The 23,675-nt window shown below is 43.1% G+C and carries 24 protein-coding genes; 4 read left to right on the forward strand and 20 right to left on the reverse strand.

The annotated features are described in order from the left end of the window. Window positions 1–2: 2 nt before the first annotated feature. Window positions 3–1,205 (reverse strand): CaiB/BaiF CoA transferase family protein, encoded by a 1,203-nt coding sequence (locus AC0VZ9_RS13965; RefSeq protein WP_251264499.1) that lies wholly within the window; start codon window positions 1,203–1,205, stop codon window positions 3–5. A gap of 220 nt (window positions 1,206–1,425) precedes the next feature. Between AC0VZ9_RS13965 and AC0VZ9_RS13970 the strand changes: the two genes are divergently transcribed. Then, the gene (locus tag AC0VZ9_RS13970; RefSeq protein ID WP_009334426.1) at window positions 1,426–2,097 is read left to right on the forward strand and encodes a GntR family transcriptional regulator; all 672 of its coding nucleotides are present in this window, start codon (window positions 1,426–1,428) and stop codon (window positions 2,095–2,097) included. Further along, window positions 2,094–2,978, forward strand: a complete 885-nt coding sequence (locus AC0VZ9_RS13975; protein ID WP_009334425.1) for a hydroxymethylglutaryl-CoA lyase — start codon at window positions 2,094–2,096, stop codon at window positions 2,976–2,978. Before AC0VZ9_RS13970 ends, AC0VZ9_RS13975 begins: the two co-directional genes overlap by 4 nt. 198 nt (window positions 2,979–3,176) lie before the next feature. Here AC0VZ9_RS13975 and AC0VZ9_RS13980 read toward each other — a convergent pair whose 3' ends face one another. The 4 genes from AC0VZ9_RS13980 to AC0VZ9_RS13995 all read right to left on the reverse strand — a co-directional run bounded on the left by AC0VZ9_RS13980 (window position 3,177) and on the right by AC0VZ9_RS13995 (window position 6,823). Continuing rightward, window positions 3,177–3,488, reverse strand: coding sequence for a hypothetical protein (locus tag AC0VZ9_RS13980; protein ID WP_342026160.1), 312 nt, complete (start codon window positions 3,486–3,488; stop codon window positions 3,177–3,179). Window positions 3,489–3,509: 21 nt separating this feature from the next. Next, a complete protein-coding gene (locus AC0VZ9_RS13985) occupies window positions 3,510–4,130 on the reverse strand; it encodes a nuclease-related domain-containing protein (RefSeq protein ID WP_009334423.1) in 621 nt (206 codons plus the stop codon). A 58-nt stretch (window positions 4,131–4,188) separates the two neighbouring features. Next, on the reverse strand, window positions 4,189–5,442 hold the full coding sequence (locus AC0VZ9_RS13990; RefSeq protein ID WP_009334422.1) for a methyl-accepting chemotaxis protein: 1,254 nt from the start codon (window positions 5,440–5,442) through the stop codon (window positions 4,189–4,191). Window positions 5,443–5,662: 220 nt separating this feature from the next. Beyond that, window positions 5,663–6,823, reverse strand: a complete 1,161-nt coding sequence (locus tag AC0VZ9_RS13995; protein WP_009334421.1) for an MFS transporter — start codon at window positions 6,821–6,823, stop codon at window positions 5,663–5,665. Between the two features lie 245 nt (window positions 6,824–7,068). Between AC0VZ9_RS13995 and AC0VZ9_RS14000 the strand changes: the two genes are divergently transcribed. Then, complete coding sequence (locus AC0VZ9_RS14000; RefSeq protein WP_009334420.1) at window positions 7,069–7,233, forward strand: hypothetical protein; 165 nt, start codon at window positions 7,069–7,071, stop codon at window positions 7,231–7,233. A gap of 319 nt (window positions 7,234–7,552) precedes the next feature. Then, window positions 7,553–8,575, forward strand: a complete 1,023-nt coding sequence (locus AC0VZ9_RS14005) for a DUF1646 family protein (RefSeq protein ID WP_251174542.1) — start codon at window positions 7,553–7,555, stop codon at window positions 8,573–8,575. A gap of 55 nt (window positions 8,576–8,630) precedes the next feature. Here the strand turns inward: AC0VZ9_RS14005 and AC0VZ9_RS14010 are convergent, their stop codons facing one another. The 15 genes from AC0VZ9_RS14010 to AC0VZ9_RS14080 form a co-directional block, all read right to left on the reverse strand. Further along, window positions 8,631–9,608 carry a quinone oxidoreductase family protein gene (locus tag AC0VZ9_RS14010; protein WP_475396353.1) on the reverse strand — a complete coding sequence of 326 codons (978 nt, stop codon included), beginning with the start codon at window positions 9,606–9,608 and terminating at the stop codon, window positions 8,631–8,633. A 126-nt stretch (window positions 9,609–9,734) separates the two neighbouring features. Then, window positions 9,735–10,874, reverse strand: coding sequence for a glycerate kinase (locus tag AC0VZ9_RS14015; protein ID WP_009334417.1), 1,140 nt, complete (start codon window positions 10,872–10,874; stop codon window positions 9,735–9,737). Between the two features lie 21 nt (window positions 10,875–10,895). Beyond that, on the reverse strand, window positions 10,896–12,179 hold the full coding sequence (locus tag AC0VZ9_RS14020; RefSeq protein ID WP_180321090.1) for a GntP family permease: 1,284 nt from the start codon (window positions 12,177–12,179) through the stop codon (window positions 10,896–10,898). A 106-nt stretch (window positions 12,180–12,285) separates the two neighbouring features. Continuing rightward, window positions 12,286–13,386: a CdaR family transcriptional regulator gene (locus tag AC0VZ9_RS14025; protein ID WP_009334415.1), complete on the reverse strand. Its 1,101-nt coding sequence runs from the start codon at window positions 13,384–13,386 to the stop codon at window positions 12,286–12,288. A gap of 105 nt (window positions 13,387–13,491) precedes the next feature. Next, entirely contained in the window at window positions 13,492–14,100 is a 609-nt protein-coding gene (locus tag AC0VZ9_RS14030) for a precorrin-2 dehydrogenase/sirohydrochlorin ferrochelatase family protein (protein WP_009334414.1), read from the reverse strand. After that, a complete protein-coding gene (locus AC0VZ9_RS14035) occupies window positions 14,081–14,854 on the reverse strand; it encodes a sirohydrochlorin chelatase (protein ID WP_264159241.1) in 774 nt (257 codons plus the stop codon). Before AC0VZ9_RS14035 ends, AC0VZ9_RS14030 begins: the two co-directional genes overlap by 20 nt. A 29-nt stretch (window positions 14,855–14,883) precedes the next feature. Next, the gene (gene cobA, locus AC0VZ9_RS14040) at window positions 14,884–15,660 is read right to left on the reverse strand and encodes a uroporphyrinogen-III C-methyltransferase (RefSeq protein ID WP_009334412.1); all 777 of its coding nucleotides are present in this window, start codon (window positions 15,658–15,660) and stop codon (window positions 14,884–14,886) included. A 162-nt stretch (window positions 15,661–15,822) separates the two neighbouring features. Further along, entirely contained in the window at window positions 15,823–16,422 is a 600-nt protein-coding gene (gene cysC / locus AC0VZ9_RS14045) for an adenylyl-sulfate kinase (RefSeq protein WP_009334411.1), read from the reverse strand. Window positions 16,423–16,434: 12 nt separating this feature from the next. Beyond that, window positions 16,435–17,580: a sulfate adenylyltransferase gene (gene sat / locus AC0VZ9_RS14050; RefSeq protein WP_009334410.1), complete on the reverse strand. Its 1,146-nt coding sequence runs from the start codon at window positions 17,578–17,580 to the stop codon at window positions 16,435–16,437. Window positions 17,581–17,606: 26 nt separating this feature from the next. After that, window positions 17,607–18,671 carry an inorganic phosphate transporter gene (locus tag AC0VZ9_RS14055; RefSeq protein ID WP_009334409.1) on the reverse strand — a complete coding sequence of 355 codons (1,065 nt, stop codon included), beginning with the start codon at window positions 18,669–18,671 and terminating at the stop codon, window positions 17,607–17,609. A 15-nt stretch (window positions 18,672–18,686) separates the two neighbouring features. Continuing rightward, entirely contained in the window at window positions 18,687–19,403 is a 717-nt protein-coding gene (locus AC0VZ9_RS14060; protein WP_009334408.1) for a phosphoadenylyl-sulfate reductase, read from the reverse strand. 104 nt (window positions 19,404–19,507) lie between these two features. Beyond that, entirely contained in the window at window positions 19,508–19,630 is a 123-nt protein-coding gene (locus tag AC0VZ9_RS14065) for a YezD family protein (protein WP_372675480.1), read from the reverse strand. A 706-nt stretch (window positions 19,631–20,336) separates the two neighbouring features. After that, on the reverse strand, window positions 20,337–21,401 hold the full coding sequence (locus AC0VZ9_RS14070; RefSeq protein ID WP_009334407.1) for a M14 family zinc carboxypeptidase: 1,065 nt from the start codon (window positions 21,399–21,401) through the stop codon (window positions 20,337–20,339). A gap of 261 nt (window positions 21,402–21,662) precedes the next feature. Continuing rightward, complete coding sequence (locus tag AC0VZ9_RS14075) at window positions 21,663–22,649, reverse strand: Gfo/Idh/MocA family protein (protein ID WP_475396354.1); 987 nt, start codon at window positions 22,647–22,649, stop codon at window positions 21,663–21,665. A gap of 96 nt (window positions 22,650–22,745) precedes the next feature. Continuing rightward, window positions 22,746–23,579: an ABC transporter ATP-binding protein gene (locus AC0VZ9_RS14080; protein ID WP_009334405.1), complete on the reverse strand. Its 834-nt coding sequence runs from the start codon at window positions 23,577–23,579 to the stop codon at window positions 22,746–22,748. Window positions 23,580–23,675: the final 96 nt, after the last annotated feature.

Below are 23,675 nucleotides of genomic sequence, written 5' to 3' on the forward strand. Positions count from 1 at the left end.
TCCTAAATGATATTATTTTTCTTCAATTCTTCTAATCTCTCTTCATCGAACCCAAGAAGGCCAGTGTATATTTCATGATTATGCTTGCCCATTTCTTCCGGGCCGGCATGCTTCACTTCCCCTGGTGTCCTGCTTAATTTTGGCACAATGCCAGGCATCGGGAATTCTCCCAGCTGCGGATGATCTACTTTAATAATCATGTCGCGTTCCTTATAATGCGGATCTTCCAGAATATCTTTAGCTGTATAAATGAGCCCTGATGGAACGCCCTTATCTTCAAGAATTTTAAGCGCTTCTTTAGCAGAGAGAGTCTTTGTCCATTCCTCGATCATGGAATCAAGAAGCTTCATGTTTTCTCCTCTTGCATGGTGGGTCGCGAATCTTGTGTCATCTGCCAATTCCGGCTGCTCCATGGCCTCGCATAACCTGCGGAACACTCCATCTGCATTGGCTCCTATAACGATGTAAGTTTTGTCCTGCGTGAAGTAAATGTTGGAGGGAGCTACACCTGGCAGGATATTGCCCATCCTTTCCCTTATGTATCCTGCTAAAAGATAATCCGGAATAATGCTTTCCATTACGGAGAATACAGATTCATAGAGGGCCGTATCGACAACCTGTCCCTTTCCGGAGCGCTCCCTCTCGTGTAATGCAACAAGACAGCCAATTGTAGCAAAAAGTGCAGCCAGCGTATCACCCATTGATACACCAATTCTTGATGGCGGCCTGTCAGGGAAACCGGTTACATTTCTGAGCCCGCCCATTGCTTCACCGACGCTGCCAAATCCTGCTCGATGCTTATAGGGTCCTGTCTGTCCATAGCCCGAAGTCCGTACCATGATTAATTTAGGGTTGATTTCGGAAAGTGCTTCATAGGATAGATTCCATTTTTCCATTGTCCCCGGGCGGAAATTCTCGATGACAACATCGGCTTCTTTAATAAGCTCCCTTAAAACCTGCTGTCCTTCTTCCTCCCTGAGATTTAACGAAATCGATTTTTTATTCCGCGATTGAATAGGCCACCAAAGCCCTATTCCATCTTTTGATTTTCCCCAATTTCTCATGGGATCTGATTTACCCGGAGGCTCGACTTTAATAATTTCAGCACCGAAGTCACCTAGAAGCCGTCCGGAGAATGGTCCTGCTAAAAGCGTGCCCAGCTCGATGACTCTGATATCTTCCAGTGGAAGCTGTTTTTCTGACATGGATTTCCCTCCCTGATATTTCTTGAATGCACTGTTAAGTTTTAATTTTCTTAATCTTGTATACAAATTTAATTGTTTGTATACAATAAGTCAATGTAAATTTTATTATTTTTCTGAAATTTCATTAAAAAGCCTTATATAATCATGTTTTAGAATAAATATTCAGAATATTTGTTGTAATAATACTTCTGTTTGTATACAATACAATTGAGGTGTTGATATGGATGCATACGAATTTATTAGAGATGCCATTATTGAAGGGAAATTTGTCCCTGGCATGCGGCTTGCTGAGGAATCATTGGCTAAAGAAATGAATCTTAGCCGCACTCCTATTAGAGAGGCTATTAAGCAGCTTGAAGCAGAAGGCCTCGTCATTCCATTAAAGCGCGGTGTCAGCGTAAGGCATTTTACAAAAGATGATATCCGGCAAATCTATGACCTGCGCACTCTTCTGGAAGGGTACGCTGCCAGTCAGGCGGCGATACACCGGACAGAAAATGATCTGCTGGAAATGGAAAGAGCTAATATTTTATATGAAGAAGCCATTAGCCGATATGTGGAATCTGATATGGACAGCCTGAAAGATATTGTTCAGGTAAACCAGAAGTTTCATGAAACGATAGTGGCTGCTTCAAAAAATGAGCATATACATTTCCATATTTCAAAGGTTGTCGTGGTTCCAATCGTGTTCAGATCCTTCTATTGGTATAACAGCTTTCAGCTTAAACAATCCCTAGAGGTACATAAAACCATTTTGGAAGCAATCAAAAATCGGGAACCCGAGCGTGCCCGCATTGCCATGCATGAGCATATTTATCAAGGCCGTGATCATGTTTTGAAGCACCTGGAACAAATTAAAAACATTCATCTGCTAAAGGAGGAAGTAAAATGATTGAAATTTGTGAAGTTGGTCCGCGCGATGGATTGCAAAATGAGTGCAAAATTGTTCCAACGGAAACAAAAGTTGATTTGATTACAAGATTAATTGATTCCGGCATCCGCAATATAGAAGCTGTTTCTTTTGTCAATCCGAAGGTTGTTCCTCCCATGGCTGATGCAGAGGAAGTTTTGAAATCGCTTCCTAAAAGAAATGGCGTCCGGTTCGGCGGTCTGGTGTTAAGCCGCTCAGGGCTTGAACGGGCACTCAAGACCGATGTGGATTTTCTTCATGTTGTTACAACAACAAGTGATTCATTCAATTTACGGAATGTGAAAAGGACTGTAGAGCAGGCTGTTGGGGAGCTCTCTTTAGTGATTAAGGAAGGAACTGCATCAGAAAAGGGTGTGGCAGGGGTGTTGGGAACGGCATTCGGATGCCCTTTTGAAGGTGATGTACCTTTGGAAAACGTGCTGAAAGTGGCAGAGAGATTTATAGAAGCCGGCTGTACGGAAATCACCCTCGCTGATACAACGGGTATGGCTAATCCCATCCAGGTCCAAAAAATAGCAGAGTCATTTTTTGATGCCTTTGGAAAGGACCTTTCGCTTGGCCTCCATTTCCATAATACACGCGGTTTGGGACTGGCAAATGTTTTGGCGGGATATCAGGCAGGTGTCCGCCGCTTTGATTCCTCCATTGCCGGGCTTGGCGGATGTCCATTTGCCCCAAAAGCAGTCGGAAATGTTTGTACAGAAGATATGATCAATATGTTCCACGGAATGGGTGTTAATACAGGGACAGACCTTCCTTCAGTACTGGAAACAGCAAAGTGGATGGAAACAGTGATGGAACGGCCGCTTGATGGGATGTTGATGAAGGCGGGAATAGCTTAATTGCGGGAAAAGCCATCTTTGCGGGTGGTTTTTTTGGGTATATAAAATGGCGGCAGCACTTTTTGTTTGCAAGTTTTACTGATTTGTTTGCTGAATTTTAGGTTTGTTTGTTAGTTTGGTGTTTTTATTTGCAAATTTTTAAATTTATTTGCAAGTTTAAAGCTTTTATTTGCAAAGTTCACAATTAGAGGTCTCCAATCAAGGTTTTATATAATACCTATTCTTCTTTTCACCGCCATGCTGAAGATTCATCTGGCCAAGTAATCTTGAGGCAGAAAAAACAGATGTTAAATGGGGAAACTTGCGAAATTCAGCATTTGTAATTGACGGTTTAATCAGATAAATATAATCCTCTACAGCTTGATGATGTGCCGTATCCGAAGTGGTTTTACATACTGGACATCTCCACAATCCCCAATGATAAATCATTGGCAGTGAGCCACATTGAGGACAGTGCACACCAGTAAGAGTTGTATCTGGATTTATTTTTATAAATTTCATTACATCCATTTCATGCTCTGACATGTTTTTTCAATAGTGTATGGCTAATTTTTTTATTTGTTTTTCATTTAATCTCTCAATAGAATATGATTTTTCAATAGAGGTAAGTTTACTTAATAGTCGGTGTGCATGAAGAACTTTACTGGAGGTTTGTTTAGAAGGTGATTTTTTGATGGTGGAAGGACTGCTGATAAAGACGTCAAATTCTATCGGGATATCCGGGAAACCATTTGCAGCCAGCCTCTTTTTTAATTGCCGGCTTTGGTGTTCAGCTTTGGAAATCGGGTCGTGGAAAGCTTCCTCCTTTTCGTTATGGATTCGGATGAGCTGGTGGAAATTGGGTTCAAGGATGAAGGTTCCGTTCCAGTTTTTTACCTTAAGGATCATGGCAAATCTTTTTGTAAGGAGTAAAGTATCCATATGAAAAAATTGTTTTCTATTTGAAAGACGCAGCCCATGAAAGATTCTATATTTCTTTTCATCCAGAAAATCTAAATAATAATCCAGCTTTTGTTCACCTATAAATCCAGCTTTGCGCTTGTTTAATTCAGATGCAGCTTTCTCCCTCCCATGTTCCATTTCTGGAATACGCCTTAAAAGTGCATGAAGCTGCATAATGATTTCTGGTACCCTCCTTTCTTTTTCGATCAAATAAAACTTCTCCTATACACAATAATAATAAAAAGAGTTTAGGTTTTTGACCTAAACTCTATAACTTAAATCTGCTGATCAACCCTTTCAAATCCTCCGCCATGCTCGTAAGCTGGTCAGCAGAGAGTGAAATTTCCTCCATTGATGCAGCCTGTTCTTCCGTTGAAGCAAGTACACTTTGTGTGGCCATGGCTGATTCATTTGCCACATGTGATATTTCGTCCATGGACTGAACCATTTTCTGCGAACCGACAGACATATGCTGAATGGCTGAAGCGACTTCCTCCATTTGATTCGTCACCGTGCTGACTGACTGCTGGATTTGTGCAAAAGAATCGCCTGCATCCTTCATGACTTCCATTCCTTCGGTTACTTCATGATTAACCAAGTCCATTGTCTGGACAACCTGATTGGTTTCTTCCTGGATTTTTGATATCAGCTGGCTGATTTGCAGGGTGGATTCTGCAGACTTTTCAGCGAGATTTCTAACCTCGTTTGCTACAACGGCAAAGCCTTTTCCCTGCTCTCCTGCGCGGGCCGCTTCAATAGCAGCATTTAAAGCCAGAAGATTTGTTTGAGCGGCAATGCCTGTAATCACTTCGATAATCTTTCCGATCTCCTGTGACCGCTGGCCAAGGCCTTTTACTACTTTGGATAAATCCTGTACATTTACATGTATGGAGTTCATTTGGCATGCTGCTGTTGAAATGGATGCAGAACCATGATTTGCCTTTTCCAGTGAATCGTTGATTTGCTCTGTAACCTGTTCTGAATTTGCCGCAACCTGTGTCAGGCTTTCGGACATCTGCATGATGACATGGGATGCAGTTCCGACCCCCTTGACCTGATTATCGGCACCTGCTGCTACTTCTTCAATGACCTCAGCTATGTGGCTTGTTGCCATATTTGTCTGCTGGGCACCTGATGATAGCTGCTGTGCATATTGTGTGACTTCGTTAGAAGCTATAACCACTTTATTCAGCACTTCCTGCCAGGCAGCTGCAGTATGATTCAAAGCTGAAGCAATCGATCCAAGCTGTCCCACTGATTTTTCGTCAAGTCTTGTGGACATATTTCCATCTGCAAGTTCATCGATAAAGGCATTAATTTTGCTGATGGGTGCAATAAACTTTCGGTAGTTCATAAATGCGGATAATATTCCAGCAAGCGAACCGAGAATCATAATAAAAGCAATGGTAATCCAAAACGCATTGCCTTTCAATCCATTACCAACGCATACTGCAACGCTTATGATCAATACAGTCGGGATAATAACGATTAAAGTACGGAGCATATAGCTTAGTTGACTCATGAAACGGACCCCTTTTTCTATCATTTATTATTATAAAAAAATGATTTACAAATTCCTCCTCAACTATCTTCTTTTACCATCTGACAATTTGATTATAGTGGATGAAAGGAAAATATATCAATATATTTCGAAAGATTATTTTTAAAATAATTGAAATAGTTCGTCAGTTTTCCACAAATAGAAATGCCAGCCTTCCAAGAAGCTGGCATTTTACTCATATCTATTCAGCTGCAGCAGTCCTTCTCTCTTTTTTAGCCATGGAAAGAACTGCAGTGCCAAGAGCAATAATAATAAAAATACTGCCTGCAGCCGCATTATATTCTACTGAGGTTGTCTCGATCATGATGCCGCCGATCATGCTTCCGAATGCCATTCCCATATGAACTGCGGAGTTGTTCAATGTTTGCTGGATATCAGAAGTTTCGGGTGTCACTTCAATTAAATAGCTGTGTATGGCCGGTGTGACCGCCCAGCTGAGCATACTCCAAATGACTACCGCAATCAGGAAAACGGGCAGAGAAAAAGCGGCAAACGGCAATGAGAAAAGGGTAATCCCAAACATGGCAAGAAGCGTCAAAATGACAGATTTTGCACCAAAACGGTCTGCCAGGAGGCCGCCGATTCCTCCTCCGATGACAGCCGCAATTCCGAAAATCAGGTAAACAATGCTGACCCAATTGCCGTCAAGCCCCATTTTCATCTTCAGGAATGGAGTAAGGTAACCGTAAAAAGTTAAATGGCCAGTCATTAACAGGAACGATGTTATCTGTGTTAGAGCGATTTTGCGGCTTTTCAGGGTTTTAAGCTGGATGCCTATTGGAACAGCGGGCTTTGGAGCAACTTTGCCCATAAAGAAATGAACGCCTGCCATTGATATGACTGTCAGTGCAGATATGAGAACAAACGGAGCGCGCCAGCCAAAAACATTTCCAAGCATCAAGCCAATGGGCACACCCAGCACAAGGGATGCACTGATTCCCATAAAGACGATGCCGATGGCACGTGCACGATATTCTTCTGTGACGATGTAGGAAGCCATTGTCATACATAATGCGATAAGCAGTGAGCCGCTTGCTGCCGCTAAAACCCGGCCAATTAATAATACACTGTAAAGGGGGCTAAGTACGGCAACAATATTACCGGCCAAAAATACAGCCAATGATATCATCATTAAACGGCTGCGTTCCATTTTAACCGTAATCGTAAGCAGGACGGGCGCAGCGATGGCAAAGGCGAGCGAGAATACAGTAATTAACAGACCTGCCTGCCCCAAACTGACACCCAGATCTGATGCTACAAGATCCAGCAGCCCGCCTATAATCAATTCCACCATTCCAACAACAAACGATATGATTGCTAATAAATAGATGCGTTTATCCAAGCTGAACTTCCTCTCTAGTATCAAGCTGTTCAAAAATTTTAATAAAATAACATCTTAACATACCAAATAGATTAAGCTCAAAGGATAGAATAATCTAAAAATAATAAATGCTGCTTTGTAAATATATTTTCTTTATTGGGATAAAATATAAATACCTTACTAAAACAACTTCCATAAATTACATGTTTGAATATAACAATTAAATAGGAATGTAAATAACAAATACTGTAAAGGAGTTGATTCATTTGTTGGACAATCAAGCAAAGAAAGAGCGCAGTTTATCCCCTCTAGTATCATCTGCTGTTGACGAAAGACAGCCTGCCGGTACAACTCCTGCTGACACAAATACCATAAAAAGCATCGAACCTGAATTTGATCTTTCCGGAACAGTATTAAATGACTATAACTAAGTGAAAATCCCTGCGGGTCTCCTGCAGGGATTTATTTTCACTTTGATAACTGTCTAGCGCAAGCAGCCTACCCCCCTCGAGGTGATGCCCCCAGGACAAGGAAGGCTTCGTCAGCATAATCATCGCACGACCAAAAGCGGCAGCTTTTGGGAGGATGGGGGTCATGCAGACGTTGCCACAGGACGCGGCGTTCTTAGACTGCGTTCATTCGTGGGCAAGGCGCTTCCGCTTTTCTTTTGGCAAGTTTGTCCGATTCGCAGCATATGCATGTAGTATTCCTTGTGTTTAACTTGGAAAATAACCAAATGGAGCAGGATTTATGATTTATTTGTTAGTGGTTATTTTCATTATTGTTCTTGTCATGCCTTTTCTTTCTGAGTTCGTGGAAAAAAATCTGGAGATGTTTTTGTTTGTGATGGGGCTTTCAGCTGCACTGGCAAGCGGAGTTCTAAATAGCGGACTTTTTGTAAAAGCAGCACAGGAACCAGTAAAAATTACGCTTGCTGTCTTTATTGCAGGTCTGCTGTTTAAATGGTTTCAGGCAAATTTGGAAAGAAGCATCCTATCCGTAAGCCGGATTATGCCTTTTCGATTATTTGCAGCTTTGACTGTGATTTTTCTTGGGTTAATTTCAAGTGTTATTACAGCTATTATCGCTGCGTTAGTTCTTGTATTAATCGTCAGTGCGCTTCGGCTGGAAAGAAGCTCTGAAATCAGGCTGACCGTACTCGCCTGTTTTTCGATTGGCCTGGGTGCAGCCTTGACGCCGATTGGCGAGCCGCTTTCCACCATTGCAATCAGTAAAATGAAAGAAGACTTCTTCTTTTTGATGGAATTGGTTGGACCGCAAATTACCGTTGCCCTCCTATTTTTCGGAATTATGGCCGCACTTGCTGTTAAGCCGCCTATTTCAGGGAAAGCGTCCTTTACTAAAAAGCCTGCTAGTGAAAACTATGAAGAAATCTTTGTCAGGGCTTTGAAAATATATTTCTTTGTCATGGGCCTGACAATGCTTGGGGCCGGGTTTGAACCGTTAATCAATCACTTTTTAATAGGTTTAAATCCGCTTTTATTATATTGGATCAATATGATCTCTGCCGTACTGGATAATGCAACACTTGCAGCTGCTGAAATTAGCCCATCAATGGACCATTTTACGGTTCAATCCATCCTCCTTGGACTGCTGATCAGCGGAGGAATGCTTATTCCAGGCAATATTCCCAATATTATTGCTGCGGGTAAACTGCAGATTACGAGTAAAGAGTGGGCAGTATTTGGTGTTCCTTTTGGGTTGGTCACGATGATTGGGTATTTTGTGCTTATATTGGTCACGGGAAATTGAAAGGGGATTGGCGGCCCGTTTCAATTTCCCTTTCAATCTTGTTCACATAATATTATTATTGTATATCCAACAATATTTTTCCGGTACTCATTCGGCTTTCGATCAGTTTATGGGCTTCAGCTGCTTCTTCCAAAGGAAACCTGTTCCCAATTCTAATATTCAGTCTCTCTTCTTTTAAAAACTGCATGACTTTTTGTGCTGTTTCCCTGAGTGATTCCGGACGCTTCTTTCTTGTTGTCCCGAGGCTGTAGCCCAAGGCAGAACGGCAGCTCTTATGCAGGTCATTCGTGTTTATGATCCCTGGTTTGCCGCTCGAATTGCCGAATTGGATAAGTCGGCCATATTCAGCCAGACAACTGAAACTTTTCTGCGTTTTGCTGCCGGCAAGGGAATCCAGGATAATATCCGCACCTTTTCCACCGGTTATTTCAATTACCCTTTTTGCAAAATCAATCTCTTCGTATACAATGACATGATCTGAACCTGCTTCCACAGCAGCAGGCACTTTCGTTTCATTGCCAACAGTTCCGATAACCAGATCTGCTCCTAATATCTTTGCCATTTGGATTGCAGTAGTGCCTACCCCACCTGCTGCTGAATGAACCAGAACGGTTTCCCCATTTTGGATTCTTGCAATATCTGCAAGCAATTTATAAGATAAGAAAGAAACAGTCAGGGATGCTGCAGCCTTATCCAACGCTACTTCATCCGGCACTGCAAACGTCAGGTTTTCTTCAGCTGCAGCGTACTCACCATAAGATCCTTCAGAAGGGAACGCTGCGACGCGATCTCCAATTTTGAATTTTGTAATTTCACTCCCTATTTCCACTACTACCCCTGCTGCATCAAGGCCGGGAATAAACGGAAATCGGCCAGTTCCTCCCTGCCCAATTCTCGCTTTCACATCCGCAAAATTGACGCTTGCATTTTCCACTTTAATCAATACTTGATCCCGCATTATTTTTGGAATTTCCATTTCTGTGTAAATTAGTACGTCCGGACTACCGTATTGTGTGACTGCAATTGCTTTCATATGATTGGCCTCCATTTATGTAATCCTTTAACATATTCGATATTTGCGAAGAATAAGCCTCTTTTTGCTAAATCTGACTACTCGAATTAAGGCTATAAAAAAGAAGCTGCATTTCGCAGCCTCTCATTATAATGACCCATTCATTTTCATACTGGCAGCTATGTTTCTCGCTGTTCTTTCCATATATATTGCTGCCTTTTCCAAAGCTTCAGGAAGGGTTACAACACCTGGAACAATGCTGAATAGAGCATCGATTCCGTGTTCATGAACAATATCGCTGTCGTCAGATAAAGAACCTGCAAGACCGATTACCGGTATCCCATGTTTCTTTGCCGCTCTAGCCACACCGATTGGCGTTTTTCCATATATGGTTTGGCTGTCAATTTTTCCTTCTCCAGTAATGACAAGGTCCGCATCCTTTACCTCATTTTCAAAGTCTACGGCATGAAGGACGATTTCAATCCCTTTTTTTAAGTCTGCATTTAAAAGGGCAAGCAAACTTCCGCCTATTCCTCCGGCAGCGCCTGCTCCCTCAATATGGCGAAATGATTTGCCAAGGGTGTTTTCGACCACATCTGCGAAATGCCCTAAATTCTGATCCAGCAGCTCGACCATCTCAGGTGTCGCTCCTTTTTGAGGGCCAAAGATAGCCGAGGCACCTCTTGGACCGGTTAAAGGGTTATCAACGTCACAGGCCACTTCGAAATGGACATCTCGGAGCCTTGAATCAAGGCCTGACATGTCTATTGCTTCCAGCTGCACAAGCGACCCTCCGCCTTGTCCGATTTCACTGCCGGTTTTGTCAAGGAGTTTACCGCCTAAGGCTTGAATCATTCCAGCTCCTGCATCATTGGTAGCACTACCGCCAATTCCAATAATAATGTGCTGAACTCCTAAGTCCAATGCAGCTGTGATTAACTCTCCTGTTCCCCTGGTTGAAGTAATTAAGGGGTTCCGTTTTTCTGAAGGAACCAAATGCAAGCCTGACGCAGCTGCCATTTCAATGACTGCTGTCTTTCCATCCCCCATTAATCCAAAGAATGCTTTAACAGGTTCCCCGAGAGGTCCTGTAACAGTTCGCTCTATGATCGAACCTTCCGTTGCATCAACAAGCGATTGGACTGTTCCTTCTCCGCCGTCAGCCATCGGCATTTTTTTATAATCAGCTTCGGGAAATATGAATTTAAAACCTCTTTCAATGGCATTCGCAGCCTCAAGTGCCGATAAACTTTCCTTAAATGAATCCGGGGCAATCACGATTTTCATATTTGATCCTCTCCCTTTCTATTAGCCAAAAAGCTTAAAGACTCCAAATATAAGTGTAGAAATGACTGCAAGAGTTAAACCGATAAGCGATTCATATGGCATCAGCTTCAGGCGTTCTTTAATATCCATATTGACACTTCCTGCCGTTGCGTGGAAAAAGCTTCCGTGCGGCAAATGATCCAGTACGGTTGCACCTGCATGGATCATGGCAGCGCCTGCAAGCGCTGATACTCCCAATCCTAAAATGGTACTGCCAAACACACCGCTTGCCACTGCTGTACCTGCAGTTGTGGATGCTGTAGCAGCTGACATGAAAATACCAGAGACAGGCGCCAGCAGATAGGCTGGAAGACCTGAAGAGGTTAATCCATTAATGATCACATCTTTTAAGCTTGAGTTTGCTATGATTCCAGCCAGGGTTCCTGTTCCAAGAAGCATAATGGCAACGCCTGACATCTTGTTTAAACCTGAAATAGCATACTCATTGATTTTTCTTGTCTTCTTCATCGCAATGGCTCCGATAATTCCCCCGGCTGGAAGTGCCACCATCGGATCAATATTGATATCAAATAATGGGCGAAGCGCCAACAAAACAATCGTAACCAGCGGCGCAATCATGGCAGTGATAAATAATGGAAGCTTTGTATTACTGTTCACTTCCACTTCCCCATCTGAGATAGCTGAACCCTTATTTACAAGTTTCTTTGCAATGAAATACGTAACAGCAAGTCCGAATATGGCCGGGATGATTCCAGCAGCCATAACCGAAGTAAGCGGAACACCGAATGCGTCTGAAGCTGCAATGGCATTTGGGTTGGGTGACATGATGTTCCCTGCTTTCCCTCCACCAATCATCGCCAGCAAAATGGCTGTTTTGGAAAGTTTTGCCCGTTTCGCGATAGCTAAGGCAATAGGTGATACGGTAATGACTGCCACATCAACAAATACACCGACCGTTGTCAGGATCATTGTTGCCACTGCTAAGGCTAGCAGCGCTCGGGTTTCTCCCAATTTTTTAACTATTGTTTCGGCAATCGATGAAGCTGCGCCAGATTCTATCAGTACTCCTGCCAATATACCCGCAGCCAGGATTCTGAGCACCGCCGGTATGATGCCTTTTGCTCCTTCCATCATTAAATTAACAGTGCTTGCAATATCTGCTCCGCCGACTAAACCGCCTATTAAAGCACCTGCAACCATTCCATAAGCAGGCGGAACTTTTTTAAAGATTAATAGTATGGCAATGACTAAGGCAGTTATTGCTCCTAAAGCGCTTACAGTTACATCCACATTTAGCCCTCCCATGATGATTAGCTTATAAATCTATTGTAAGCGTTTGCCTTTTCTATTACATCGTGAATGATGATGAAAAAAACGGATAGATCACTCTATTAATTGTGCAATCGCACAATTAATTTAAGTCGTTTACTAATTTTGCCACATAAAGTTCGAATAGCATCTTTACATTACGCGGGTCTTTTCCCGTAAGTTCTGTTATCTTATCCAGACGGTATCTCAGGGTGTTGCGGTGGATAAATAAGTGATCCGCTATTTTGCCAAGATCGCCTCCTTCTTTTATGAAAACATCAAGCGTATGTGCCAGTTCCCCTTTTTTATCCTGAGCAAGGAGCCGGTCATAGAAAGAAAATGTATGTTCTTCCTTTTGGGCGAGCATGGATAGCTTAATATCCAGCCAGTACGTTTCATAACTGTAATAATCGGCGTCACGATGAATCTTTGGACCAAGGACAGTCAGCTGCTGCGCATGCCGATAGGAGGACTTCAATCCGCTTATGTTCTCCGATGTGTTTCCAATAGCAACTGCCGCCTTCCTCTTTGAAAGGCCGGCGATCCTCTTTAAAGCAGCGATTTGTTCTGTGGGCTCCCCTGCTTTCAATATGACAATTTCATTATTGAACGTAACCCCTGTTAAATCCTGTTTTCCCAATTCAAAATGGATGTCATTGATCAGCTTTTGATTCATGGTTCCAAGGTCTTCGTGCAGCTTGAGCACAATCACGGTTCTCGGGATTTTCAGGTCATATCCCAGGAAGCCGGCCCTCTCTTCTAACCACGCTTCATTCAATGGTTCTTCAGAAATAAGGAGGTTCACTATCTCACTTTGGAGCCGCTGCTTCCATTGTACTCTCTCCAAAAGAAACGATTGCTCCAAAACCAGTTCTGCTGCCATTTTAACAAGCTCTGCGAAATTCCTGATTTGCTCAGGTTCCCCCGTTATACCGACAACACCAATAATTTGATTATGAAAACGGATCGGCAGATTGATTCCAGGCTTGGCCCCTTTAAGCTCTGCGGCACTTCTTTCATCAATCTCCACACTTTCCCCTTTTTTTAGGACCAGCAGAGCTCCATCATGAACCTGATTGATCCTTTCCTTTTCACCAGTACCGATAATAACCCCTTCTTCATTCATAACATTTATATTTTTTTTCAGAATTTTCATAGTCCGCTCCACTATTCCCTGAGCGAGTTCATAAGATAAAAAATGCACATTCCCCGCCGCCTTCCTGCTTCGTTACTATCAATGTACCATAGTAGATTTGCACAATAAAACAAAATAAAAAAACCGTGTGTCAGGACACGGTTGAGGAGTTGATTATTTTAATGAGGACAGATATGCCCATTTACTTTCCCGCTCATCCTCCGACAGGCGATAGCGGTCATCCAGCAATTCGGCGAGAAGCTCATTTTTCTCAGCTGAATGAATAGAAAGTTTTTTAATATGTTCACGGCATTTTGCCAGAAATTCTGAATATCCCGTCCAGCTTTCATCAAATTGTTCATCCAGCTGTTTTTTTAGCATCCGGGTCAGCTTGGGGCTTGCGCCATTCGAGGTGACTGCGATTTGCAGCGGACCGCGTCTTACAGCTGCCGGAAAGATTGCATTTCCTTCTCCTGCATCATCGACAACACAGACAAGCTGATATAAATCAAGCGACCTCGCCAGCTGCTGGTTGGTTTCACGAATATTTGTGGCCAGAATCGATAAAAAAGCATCTTTAAAATCTTCAGGATGCGCCTCCCGCTGAATGAGCTCATACCCTCTTTGATGGGCAAGACAAATGATATCGTCGGTAAAATCAGGAGCAACAAAAGTGATATTGGCCCGTTCTCCATCAAGTGTTTTCGCTTTTCGAAAGGCAATTCTGCCGCCGCCTGCAATAACGATCTTCTTGTTGGTTAAATTAATGAATAACGGATGCATTCACATTCACCTCTCCATTCGCTTTTTCAGCGACTAGATTCTGGATTGCCACATGTTTTCCTAAAGTATCAGTAAGGTTCACAGAGGATCCTGCTTTTATTTTCTTATTGACCTCTCTTACTACCTCACTTAATAAAAGCCCCGAGAATAATAGATAAGGAATGACGATAATCCTCCCTCTGGCCTCATTGCAAATGGAATCAAGTCCATCCTTGAAGGACGGCGCAGCAGCTGCCAAATAGCAGACTTGCACATTCCTTATACCAAGCCGCCGGCTGATTCCCCTTTTGATTGAGTTAAAGGATTGAAGAATTGAAGGGTCACTGCTTCCTCTCCCTACAATTAAAAGCGAATCATTAGAACGGATTGGCTGTGCTTCATCTGCCGCAAGTTCTGCAATTGCGTCAAGAATGCTGTCCTGGACTCCAAACGGATCCGCCATCCTTACAGTTATGGCCGGATGCTTTTTTATTAAAGGGGCAAGCGCTTCAGGGATATCCTGCTTAATATGACCCGCAGCCAGCAAAAATAGAGGCACAATGACAATTTCTTCCGCTCCCTCATGGACACAGTATTCAAATCCAGCCTCAATGTCTGGCTCTGTTAATTCAAGGAAACAAAGCTTTTGTATAGGAGCGTCTACCTTTTTCATGACACTCCTGATAAAAAGAGATGCTTCGGCAGCGCCTTTTTTAGAACGTGTGCCATGGCCGATGTATAGGACAGCTTTCATTTGGCGCCTCCTTTCCTTGATGGACTTTCTTCATACTGCTTAATCGTAACCTATCCATGCACCACAGGCAGATGAGGCGCAATTTCCTCTTCGAACCAATTAATTTTATGATGCATTTTTACAACTTCCCCAATGACAATCATGCTTGGATTCGAAATTTTTGCTTCTTTTACTTTGCTCTCGATATTGGCAAGCGTGCCCGTAACTGTCCGCTGATTTGAAAGAGTTCCCCAGTGTACGAGTGCAATTGGTGTTTGAGTGGATTTTCCGTTATGAATGAGATTTTTAACAATATTAGGCAAGTGGGAAACACCCATATACACACAAATCGTGTCAACTGCATGTGCCAGTTGGGCCCACTGGTGTTCAGCTTCTTCGTTTCCGGCCTGATGTCCGGTGACAAAAGCGAAACTTTTGCTTAAGGTACGGTGTGTTACAGGAATTCCCGCATAAGCAGATGCCGCGATTCCTGCAGTCACTCCAGGTACAATTTCAAATGGCACATCATTATTGGCACACTCTTCTGCCTCTTCCCCGCCCCTGCCGAAAACAAATGGATCACCGCCTTTTAGCCGGCAAACCAGCAAACCTTTTTTTGCATATTTAACAAGCAGGTGATTGATGGTTTCCTGCTTCATGACGTGATGATTGGGAAGCTTGCCGCAATAAACGAGCTGCGCTTCTTTTTTTGCATGATTTAACAGCTCCCGGTTCACTAGACGATCATATAGAATGACATCTGCCTCCTGCAGGCAGCGCATTCCCTTAACAGTCATAAGTTCCGGATCTCCCGGGCCGGCACCTACTAAAAAAACTTTTCCCGTCATTCTCATGACCGCCCTTTCTGTAATATCTTATAATATATGCCTTTTAATGCTTTTCCTAAGCTAATAATCTAGTTGTTTTCTATAATACCATTTTTCGGGGTGAAATAGTAGGAATTATTTTTTCAGAAAAGGAGTCTCCTATTAAAAAGAGACTCCCGGTTTTTATAGGATATTCTTCTCACGCAAATGTGTTAATATCTGCCCGACTGCTTCTTCTACTGTGTACTGGTCAGATCGGACCGTGATTTCAGGGTTTTCAGGTGCTTCATACGGGGAATCGATTCCTGTAAAATTCTTTATTTCCCCGCGCCGTGCTTTGGCATATAATTTCTTTGGGTCCCGCCGTTCACATTCTTCGAGCGGACAGTCGATGAAGACTTCAATAAATTCTCCTTCTTCAAACAGCGCCCTAACCGTTTCTCTGTCCGAACGGAATGGAGAGATAAAGGCAGTTGTGACGATCTTGCCGCTGTCCACAAACAGCTTCGCAACTTCCCCAATACGCCTGATATTTTCATTTCTGTCGGCTTCTGAAAAGCCAAGATCTTTATTTAAGCCGTGTCTGACATTGTCGCCATCCAGTACATATTCATTGATTCCCTGGCGAAACAGTTCGTGGGATACAGCATTTGCAATTGTTGATTTGCCCGAGCCTGATAGCCCGGTAAACCAAAGGACCACACTTCCATGGCCGTTCTGAGCCCGCCTGTCTTCCTTCGTAATCGCAGAGTCATGCCAGGTGATGTTTGTTGCCTTTGTCATTATATCCGCCCCTTATACCGTTTCTTTTTCTCTCATGCCTTCAATTAATACTTCGACTACCTCTTTGCGGCTGAAAGTGGAAGGCGGCAGCTCCCCGTTCCGGAGCATTTCCCTTACCTTTGTGCCGGATAGAATGACACGGTCTTCTTTGCTGTGAGGGCAGGTTTTATCAGATGCCATGCCTTCGCACTTATTGCAGTAAAAGCTGTGCTCAAAGAACAGCGGTTTGATGCCAAGCTCCTCTTCTGTAAAATGGCTGAAAATATGCTGCGCATCATATGTGCCATAATAATTGCCGACACCGGCATGGTCTCTGCCGACGATGAAGTGTGTGCAGCCGAAGTTTTTCCTTGCAATGGCATGGAAGATTGCTTCACGCGGACCCGCATATCTCATTGCTGCGGGATAGACAGCCAGCTGCGTGCGCTCTTTTGGATAGTAATTTTCCAATAGGACCCGGTAGCTCTTAAGACGGACATCAGCAGGGATATCATCTGATTTTGTTTCCCCTACAAGCGGGTTCAAAAACAGTCCATCCACCGTTTCCAAAGCAGCTTTTTGGATGTATTCGTGTGCCCGGTGTACAGGGTTCCTTGTCTGGAAGCCAACCACTGTTTTCCAGCCTTTTTCTTCAAATAGTGCCCTTGTTTCTTTAGGCTCAAACCATACATCCTCCGCTACGCCTTTACCAGGTTTTTTAATCAGCGTTACCTCGCCTGCAGCATAAACCGGACCGCGTTCAAAAAGCCTTTTCACTCCTGGGTGTGCCAGCTCTTCCGTCTTGTAGACTTCGCTCGCTTCCTTGGTTAAGTCAGGCTCATACCATTCTGATACAGTGATGACTCCGTACACTTCACCTTCGTTTACCAGCTTAAACTTTTCACCGGCTGTGAGCTCTTTGGCTTTTTCCGCTGAAACCGGCAGTGTAACCGGAATGGACCAAATGGTTCCGTCTGCTAATCTCATTTTTTCAACAACAGATTCATAGTCTGCTTTTCCAAGGAAACCTGTCAGAGGACTGAATAAGCCAACACCTATAAGTTCCAGATCACTCAGTGCTATGGCGTCTATTAAAATTTCTTTTTCAATTCCTGTCAGGTCATAATTTGGATTATAGTTTTGAATTAATTTTCCTCCATGAGGTTTCGGCAGAGCCATTCTTCATCAACCTTTCTTTTTCGGATTTACTTTTTTTCAGTAATCGGACTTGCAGCAGCTGGTGCCTGATTCATTAAGAATTTCACTCCGAATACGGAGATTAGAACACCGGCCATAGCAATCACCGGATATACATTTTGTTCAATGAGCAGCTGGATGAGCGTATAGGATAGGACCATCGATAATACCGGTGAAACAACCCATACAACTAATAGCTGAATGACGATGTCCTTCTTGAAGACTGATCGTCCCTGCTTTACAAATCCGATTCCGATGATGGAGGAAGTGGTGATTTGCGTTAAAGGGACAGGGATTCCAAAAACGGAAGCGATCGTAACAATTCCTGCTCCTGTTCCTGAAATGACACAGCCTTCTTCAAGACGGATTTTTGTAATTTTTTTGCCATTTGTTTCGAGGACATTTTTCCCCAGTAAAATGGCTCCTAAAGCAACAAACAGCCCTCCCCAGAAGATTCCGCTGCCAGTGCTCATAATGCCTGCACCAACAAGCGGGCCGACTGCATTGGCAACATTATTCATGCCTGCCGAGAATGCTTCAAACACGCCCATAAAAATGACGAGCATGGCTAAAATCGGAGCAGCCTTAGGCTTTTTAATCAGGTTCTGTACAAAGTTTCTCTTTAAAAATGCGGCTGCCGCTATGGCAATTAAAAAAGCAGCAAATGGAGTAATCAGCCAGAACATAACGATCCAGGCAAGCTTTCCGGCAAATACGGATTGGTAGACGATTCCAGCACCAACAACAGAACCGACTGTCACCTCACTGGTAGACAGCGGGATGCCGAAAACATTTGCAAGAAACAGCGATAATGCGGCAGATGCAATCACAATCAGCGCGATGGCAACTGTGAAGGTCTCTTTAGGGACAATACCGCTTCCCATTGTTTTTACCACTTCTCCTCCGCCAAGCCATGCTCCGAAGAAAACGGCCAAGCCGCAAAGAACAAGAGCTAAAATGCGGTTTTTTAGGACACCTGAACCATACGCGATCCCCATGGATGCTGCTGCTCCGCTTGCCCCGATATTCATGGCGAAAAATAAACCGACTGTGACCGCTATAATCGTAAGCATGGTATCATCCTCCCTCTAGCTCGTGTGAAGGCCACATTCCGTTTTGCCAGTCCCGGACCATCGTCCGGCACGGGAATCGCCATTTTCATCGACTGCCTGTGTACAGGGAAAACAACCGATGCTTGGATATCCATTGTCATGCAGGGTGTTGTATGGCAGGTTTTTTTCCCTGATATAGCCCCAAACTTCATCCCATGTCCAGTGAATCAGCGGGCAGATTTTGATATTCTTGAACTTTTCATCCCTGTTAAGGAATTGAGTATTCGCTCTTGTCGGCGACTGCTCCCTCCGAAGGCCAGAAATCCAGGCCTGCTTTGGTGTTAATGCTTCTCTTAATGGAATCACTTTGCGGATCTGGCAGCATGAATTGGGCTCCCTTTTCCAAAGGGCTGAACCATATTCTGCAGCCTGCTGGTCCAGTGTCAGCTTGGGCTCTTTCCGCTCAATCCGAAGCGTTGGGAAACGGGCCTCGATTTTATCAATGACTTCATAGGTTTCAAGGAAGTGGAGCCCTGTATCCAAAAAGACAATATGTGCATCAGGTTTGATTTCGTGTATTAAGTCAATCAGCACAATGGCTTCTGCCCCGAAACTCGATGCATAGACAATCTTGTCGTCAGGATAATTTTTATAGGCCCATTCCAATACATCTCGGGCGCCTTTTGATTTATCATCAATTCGGAATGCATCAGAGATCTGATTCCAATTTTCATATGTCACTGCAGTGCTCATCTTGCAGTACTCCTTTCACTTTCTTGAAAATTTTTTCTCAACCAAAAAAGGCAGTCTTCCCGCCTGAAAAAATCCTTCAGGAGGAAAAACAGCCTCTAGTTTGTCTAGTCAGCGCGCTTATTTGGTTGAAGACGAACCTTTTCGTTCTTCTCAAGTTGTATGACTTTGCCATCCTGGACGACCAATGTGATCGATCCGAATTTAATGCTCCCTAGCATCTGCTTCAAGTGAGCAGATAACTCTTCCCAGTCAGCCTGTTTCAGTGAGGCTCGCCTCCTTTATTTAGTCTAGGAAATTATAAGTTTATTAGTTTATTTTTGGTGATGTTGAGATTAATCCTACCATACCCATAGGAATTGTCAACAACTTATTTAAATAAAATTATAAAAATCTGATAAATGGGCTTTTCTTCACTGAAAACTGTTAAACTTACTTGATTTTTTGGTAAAGTACCAGGTCTTTATGGAACTATCCACGCTGAATCACCCTTGGTATTTGAGATATTCGTTTTGAAATGGCTATTATGCAGGATCTTTTGGTTCTTGTTTGAGATGTAGTATCTATTATGGGGATTGATGCAGTTTCTTTGAACTTTTGCTGGAGAAGCTGCATCGAACTTAGCGATTGACGCTAGTTATTTTGGTTCTTGTTTGAGATGTGATATCTATTATGGGGATGGTGCATCATTTTATAACTTTTGCTGGAGAAGCGGCTATAACTTGAAGATTGACCCAGTTTCTTTTGGACTTTGTCCAAAATGTTGTGTATATCCTGAGGGTTGACGCATATTTTTTACTTTTGATAAAGATGCTTTAGGTTGACGCTGGTTGCTATTGCTTTAACCAGAGATACGCCATTCAGCTCATTAAGGCTTCCCTTAGGCTGGTTTTTGCATAAAAAACACCCCCGGCAATGGCCGGAGGTGAATCACTTTTACTCATCAGCTTCTTCACTTTGTCTTGTTGTCTGTTCAGGCAAAGTATCCCAGAAGCTTGTGTCAGCAGAATTGATTGAACCATCTGCTATGGCTTTTACTGCCGCATCGAGTGTCGTGATTGTTTGCTTGATGAGATAACCGTTGCTCTTTTGTCCAAGGGCATAAGGCTCATAGTTGTGGTCGGACATTCCGCGCATTTCAAAAAGCAGGGTAGAAATGTCGTAACGGACAGCAGCCCCGTTTCGGCCAATGTTTTCACCTGTTCCGCCGACATATTTTCCAATATGGCCCCAGCCTGTATGGTGAAGTGCATTAAACACTACTGAACCCAGCTTTTTGGATTTTTCAAGAACCTCAGGTTTTACGTTGCTGTTAGTTGGATAAAGAATGGATCCCGATACCAGCTTTCCTTCTGTTTCACTTAAGGTACCCTGATGATGAAGATCGATCATGTAATCAATTTTGTATTTTTGGAACACGTTTTCATGGAGTACACGTGCCTCAGGCTCCATTTCGCTTGTCTCTTTATCATGTTCCCGGTTCAAGTCCACACGATTTGCATTATAGCGGGTTAAATGGCGATCGCCATCGGCAAGATAATCGTCAAGTGAGAAGTTCACATCTCCCATTGCTCCATCCGCGTTCAGCATAGGTATCACAAGAATATTGACATCTTTAAGGACTCCGCCTGACTTGCCGGTGCCAAGGTGCTTAATAAACTCCAACGCTCCTTCAGTTGTCAGCTGCTCATTCCCGTGCTGCTGAGTCAGAAAAAGAATGGTCGGATTTTCAGGATTGGATATGTATTTTGCCATGTAAATATCACGGCCCTTTACTGTCTGGCCGATTACTTCAAGCTGCATGGCCTCCTGCTTGGCATCCTGCGTCTTCAAATATTCTGTTAAACTATCATATGTATGCAGAATGGAAGTCTGAATGGATCCATTGCCTGCGCCTGGACCATTTCCAACGGCACCTGCAGGCATCCCCACTGCTGTAACTGCACCTAAAGCCATTAAACCGGATAGTGATACAGAAAGAACTTTTTTCTTCAAAGTCATAAATACATACCCCCAAATTAATAGTTATCTTTCACTATTAATTCTAGTGAACTAATTTAAGAGTGATAATAGAGTATGATGCCTATTCTTTTGACAAATTTCGCATTCCGAAATAAGTATAAAATGAGGAGTTTACTAACAAATTATCGTGTAAAATTAATCCAAAATTACCATTCGAGAGACTATATTACAAAAAATCCCTTTTTTTCAGGTGTAAAAAGAACTAAAAAGGACCGAACATAAAATGTCCGATCCTTCGTTCTAATTCAGGTCTGCCGGGTAGACTACACCAATTTGCCTCCGAGCTTCTTCAATAACCTCCATTGTTATCATCGAGTTAGCGTAGGAGTTGATATCAGATTCAGTCTTTCCAGCCTGAACCAAACGGATGAATTCCTTAGTTTCGTAATACATAGAATCACTTAATTGGTCCTGAGTGAGGTCCTCCCTCTCTCCATTCCGATAATGCAATTCAACCTTTTCAGGTGAACTTATTCTATCTATAACGATATTTCCCTCTTCCCCTTGAATTTCTGCAGGCAGACTGGAATCGGTTATTTTACTGTACATGATGACCGCATCCATGTCAGGGTATTTAAGGACCATGCTTCCTTCCCCGTCGACTCCAGATTCCAGCACATAGCCTGCTGCTTTAATCTCCACAGGTTTACCGAATAAAGCTACAAGCGGATACACACAGTAAATCCCGATGTCCATTAGTGAACCATTAGAAAAATCCGGATTGAATGCATTCAGCACAGTTCCCTGCCTGTATGCATCATAACGTGAAGAGTATTGGCAATAGCTTGCAAAATACCTGCGCACCTGTCCGATTTTATGAAGATTTTCTTTTACAGCCAAAAAATTAGGCATAAAGGCAGACTTTAGGGCTTCCATGAGAAGAACATTGTTTTCCCTGGCAGCAGCTATCATAGATTTAAGTTCCTTTGTATTTGAAGCAACCGGCTTTTCGCATAAGACATGAACATTATTTTTCATAAATAGGATGGACTGCTCAGCATGCAGGGAATTCGGGCTCGCAATATAGACCGCGTCGATATCGCCGCTTGCGGCCATCGTCTTTAAATCAGTAAAAGTCCTCTCCACACCGTACTTGGCTGCAAATTCTTTTGCTTTCTCTTCTGTTCGTGAATAAACAGCTGTCAGCTGAAAATCTTCAACCTGCAGTGCCGCTTTTAAAAATCTTTCTGTAATCCAATTAGTGCCTACTATACCGAAACGAACCAATTCTATTCCTCCATTTTTATGTATAAGATATCTTCATATAATGAAGGACAATTTGCTAAAAATCAACCGTTTGCCATTCTTCCAGGCAAATAGTTTTCATCGGTGTCCAGCCTCGGTAAACTGGGATGCGGCTTTTACCCGTACCCAAGGACGCCCATTTTCCCAATCTACTGTTATTGGTACACGGAATGTTTCTTCAAGGAGCGAATCTGTCAGCGTGTCTCTTTTTTTGCCTTGTGAAATGACGTTTCCTTTCTTCAGCAGCATGGCATGGGTTATCGAAGGAACAATTTCCTCGATATGATGGGTAACATAAATTATTGTGGGACCATCTTGATGAGCAGCCATTTTCTCAATCGAGCGAAGCAATTCTTCCTGCGAATAGATATCAAGCCCATTGCATGGTTCATCGAGAATAAGCAGCCTTGGTGAAGCCATTAAGGCTCTTGCAATCATGGCTTTTCGTTTTTCACCCTGTGAGAGGGATGTGAGGTTTTGATCCTGGACATGGCTAATATTGAACTGATGCATTAAGTCCTTTGCTTTTTCCAGGTCCTGCAGTGTTATTTCTTGATAAAGGCCTATAGAGGCAAATCTCCCGCTCAAGACAATTTCCAGGGCAGTTTCTGATGGACGGAATTGAAATTTATCGTCCAGGGATGTGCTAACCCAGCCGATGGATTTTCTAAGCTCCGGTATATTTGTCTTGCCATAAAGATTTCCTAATACTGAAACTTGCCCGCCATTTGGCCACAGATAGCCGGTAATCATCTTCAGAATCGTTGTTTTCCCTGATCCATTCAAGCCTAATAAGGCCCAATGTTCTCCTTTTCTGACATGCCATGAAACTTTGTTCAGTATCTGCTTTCCGTTTCTTTTCCAGCTTATCTCATCCAGTGAAATAATACTGCTGCTCTTCACATAACTCATTCATATCCTCCTTATCCTTTTATAACGGCCCAAAAACCTTAAAACTAAATAGAGCTGAAGACAGTAAAGACTTCCATAGCACCTGCTGGAAATCCT

Source organism: Cytobacillus sp. QJM3NY_8, assembly GCF_056173585.1.

Excerpts from the sequence above, each read along its gene's own strand:
- AC0VZ9_RS13970 (WP_009334426.1), top strand. The coding sequence starts at position 1,426 with ATGGATGCATACGAATTTATTAGAGATGCCATTATTGAAGGGAAATTT.
- AC0VZ9_RS14060 (WP_009334408.1), bottom strand. The coding sequence starts at position 19,403 with ATGAGCACTGCAGTGACATATGAAAATTGGAATCAGATCTCTGATGCA.
- AC0VZ9_RS14005 (WP_251174542.1), top strand. The coding sequence starts at position 7,553 with ATGATTTATTTGTTAGTGGTTATTTTCATTATTGTTCTTGTCATGCCT.
- AC0VZ9_RS13980 (WP_342026160.1), bottom strand. The coding sequence starts at position 3,488 with ATGGATGTAATGAAATTTATAAAAATAAATCCAGATACAACTCTTACT.
- sat (WP_009334410.1), bottom strand. The coding sequence starts at position 17,580 with ATGGCTCTGCCGAAACCTCATGGAGGAAAATTAATTCAAAACTATAAT.
- AC0VZ9_RS13965 (WP_251264499.1), bottom strand. The coding sequence starts at position 1,205 with ATGTCAGAAAAACAGCTTCCACTGGAAGATATCAGAGTCATCGAGCTG.
- AC0VZ9_RS14020 (WP_180321090.1), bottom strand. The coding sequence starts at position 12,179 with ATGGGAGGGCTAAATGTGGATGTAACTGTAAGCGCTTTAGGAGCAATA.
- cysC (WP_009334411.1), bottom strand. The coding sequence starts at position 16,422 with ATGACAAAGGCAACAAACATCACCTGGCATGACTCTGCGATTACGAAG.
- AC0VZ9_RS14030 (WP_009334414.1), bottom strand. The coding sequence starts at position 14,100 with ATGCATCCGTTATTCATTAATTTAACCAACAAGAAGATCGTTATTGCA.
- AC0VZ9_RS14080 (WP_009334405.1), bottom strand. The coding sequence starts at position 23,579 with ATGAGTTATGTGAAGAGCAGCAGTATTATTTCACTGGATGAGATAAGC.
- AC0VZ9_RS13975 (WP_009334425.1), top strand. The coding sequence starts at position 2,094 with ATGATTGAAATTTGTGAAGTTGGTCCGCGCGATGGATTGCAAAATGAG.
- AC0VZ9_RS14055 (WP_009334409.1), bottom strand. The coding sequence starts at position 18,671 with ATGCTTACGATTATAGCGGTCACAGTCGGTTTATTTTTCGCCATGAAT.
- AC0VZ9_RS13990 (WP_009334422.1), bottom strand. The coding sequence starts at position 5,442 with ATGAGTCAACTAAGCTATATGCTCCGTACTTTAATCGTTATTATCCCG.
- AC0VZ9_RS14015 (WP_009334417.1), bottom strand. The coding sequence starts at position 10,874 with ATGAAAATCGTGATTGCCCCGGATTCATTTAAGGAAAGTTTATCGGCA.
- cobA (WP_009334412.1), bottom strand. The coding sequence starts at position 15,660 with ATGACGGGAAAAGTTTTTTTAGTAGGTGCCGGCCCGGGAGATCCGGAA.
- AC0VZ9_RS14070 (WP_009334407.1), bottom strand. The coding sequence starts at position 21,401 with ATGACTTTGAAGAAAAAAGTTCTTTCTGTATCACTATCCGGTTTAATG.
- AC0VZ9_RS14010 (WP_475396353.1), bottom strand. The coding sequence starts at position 9,608 with ATGAAAGCAATTGCAGTCACACAATACGGTAGTCCGGACGTACTAATT.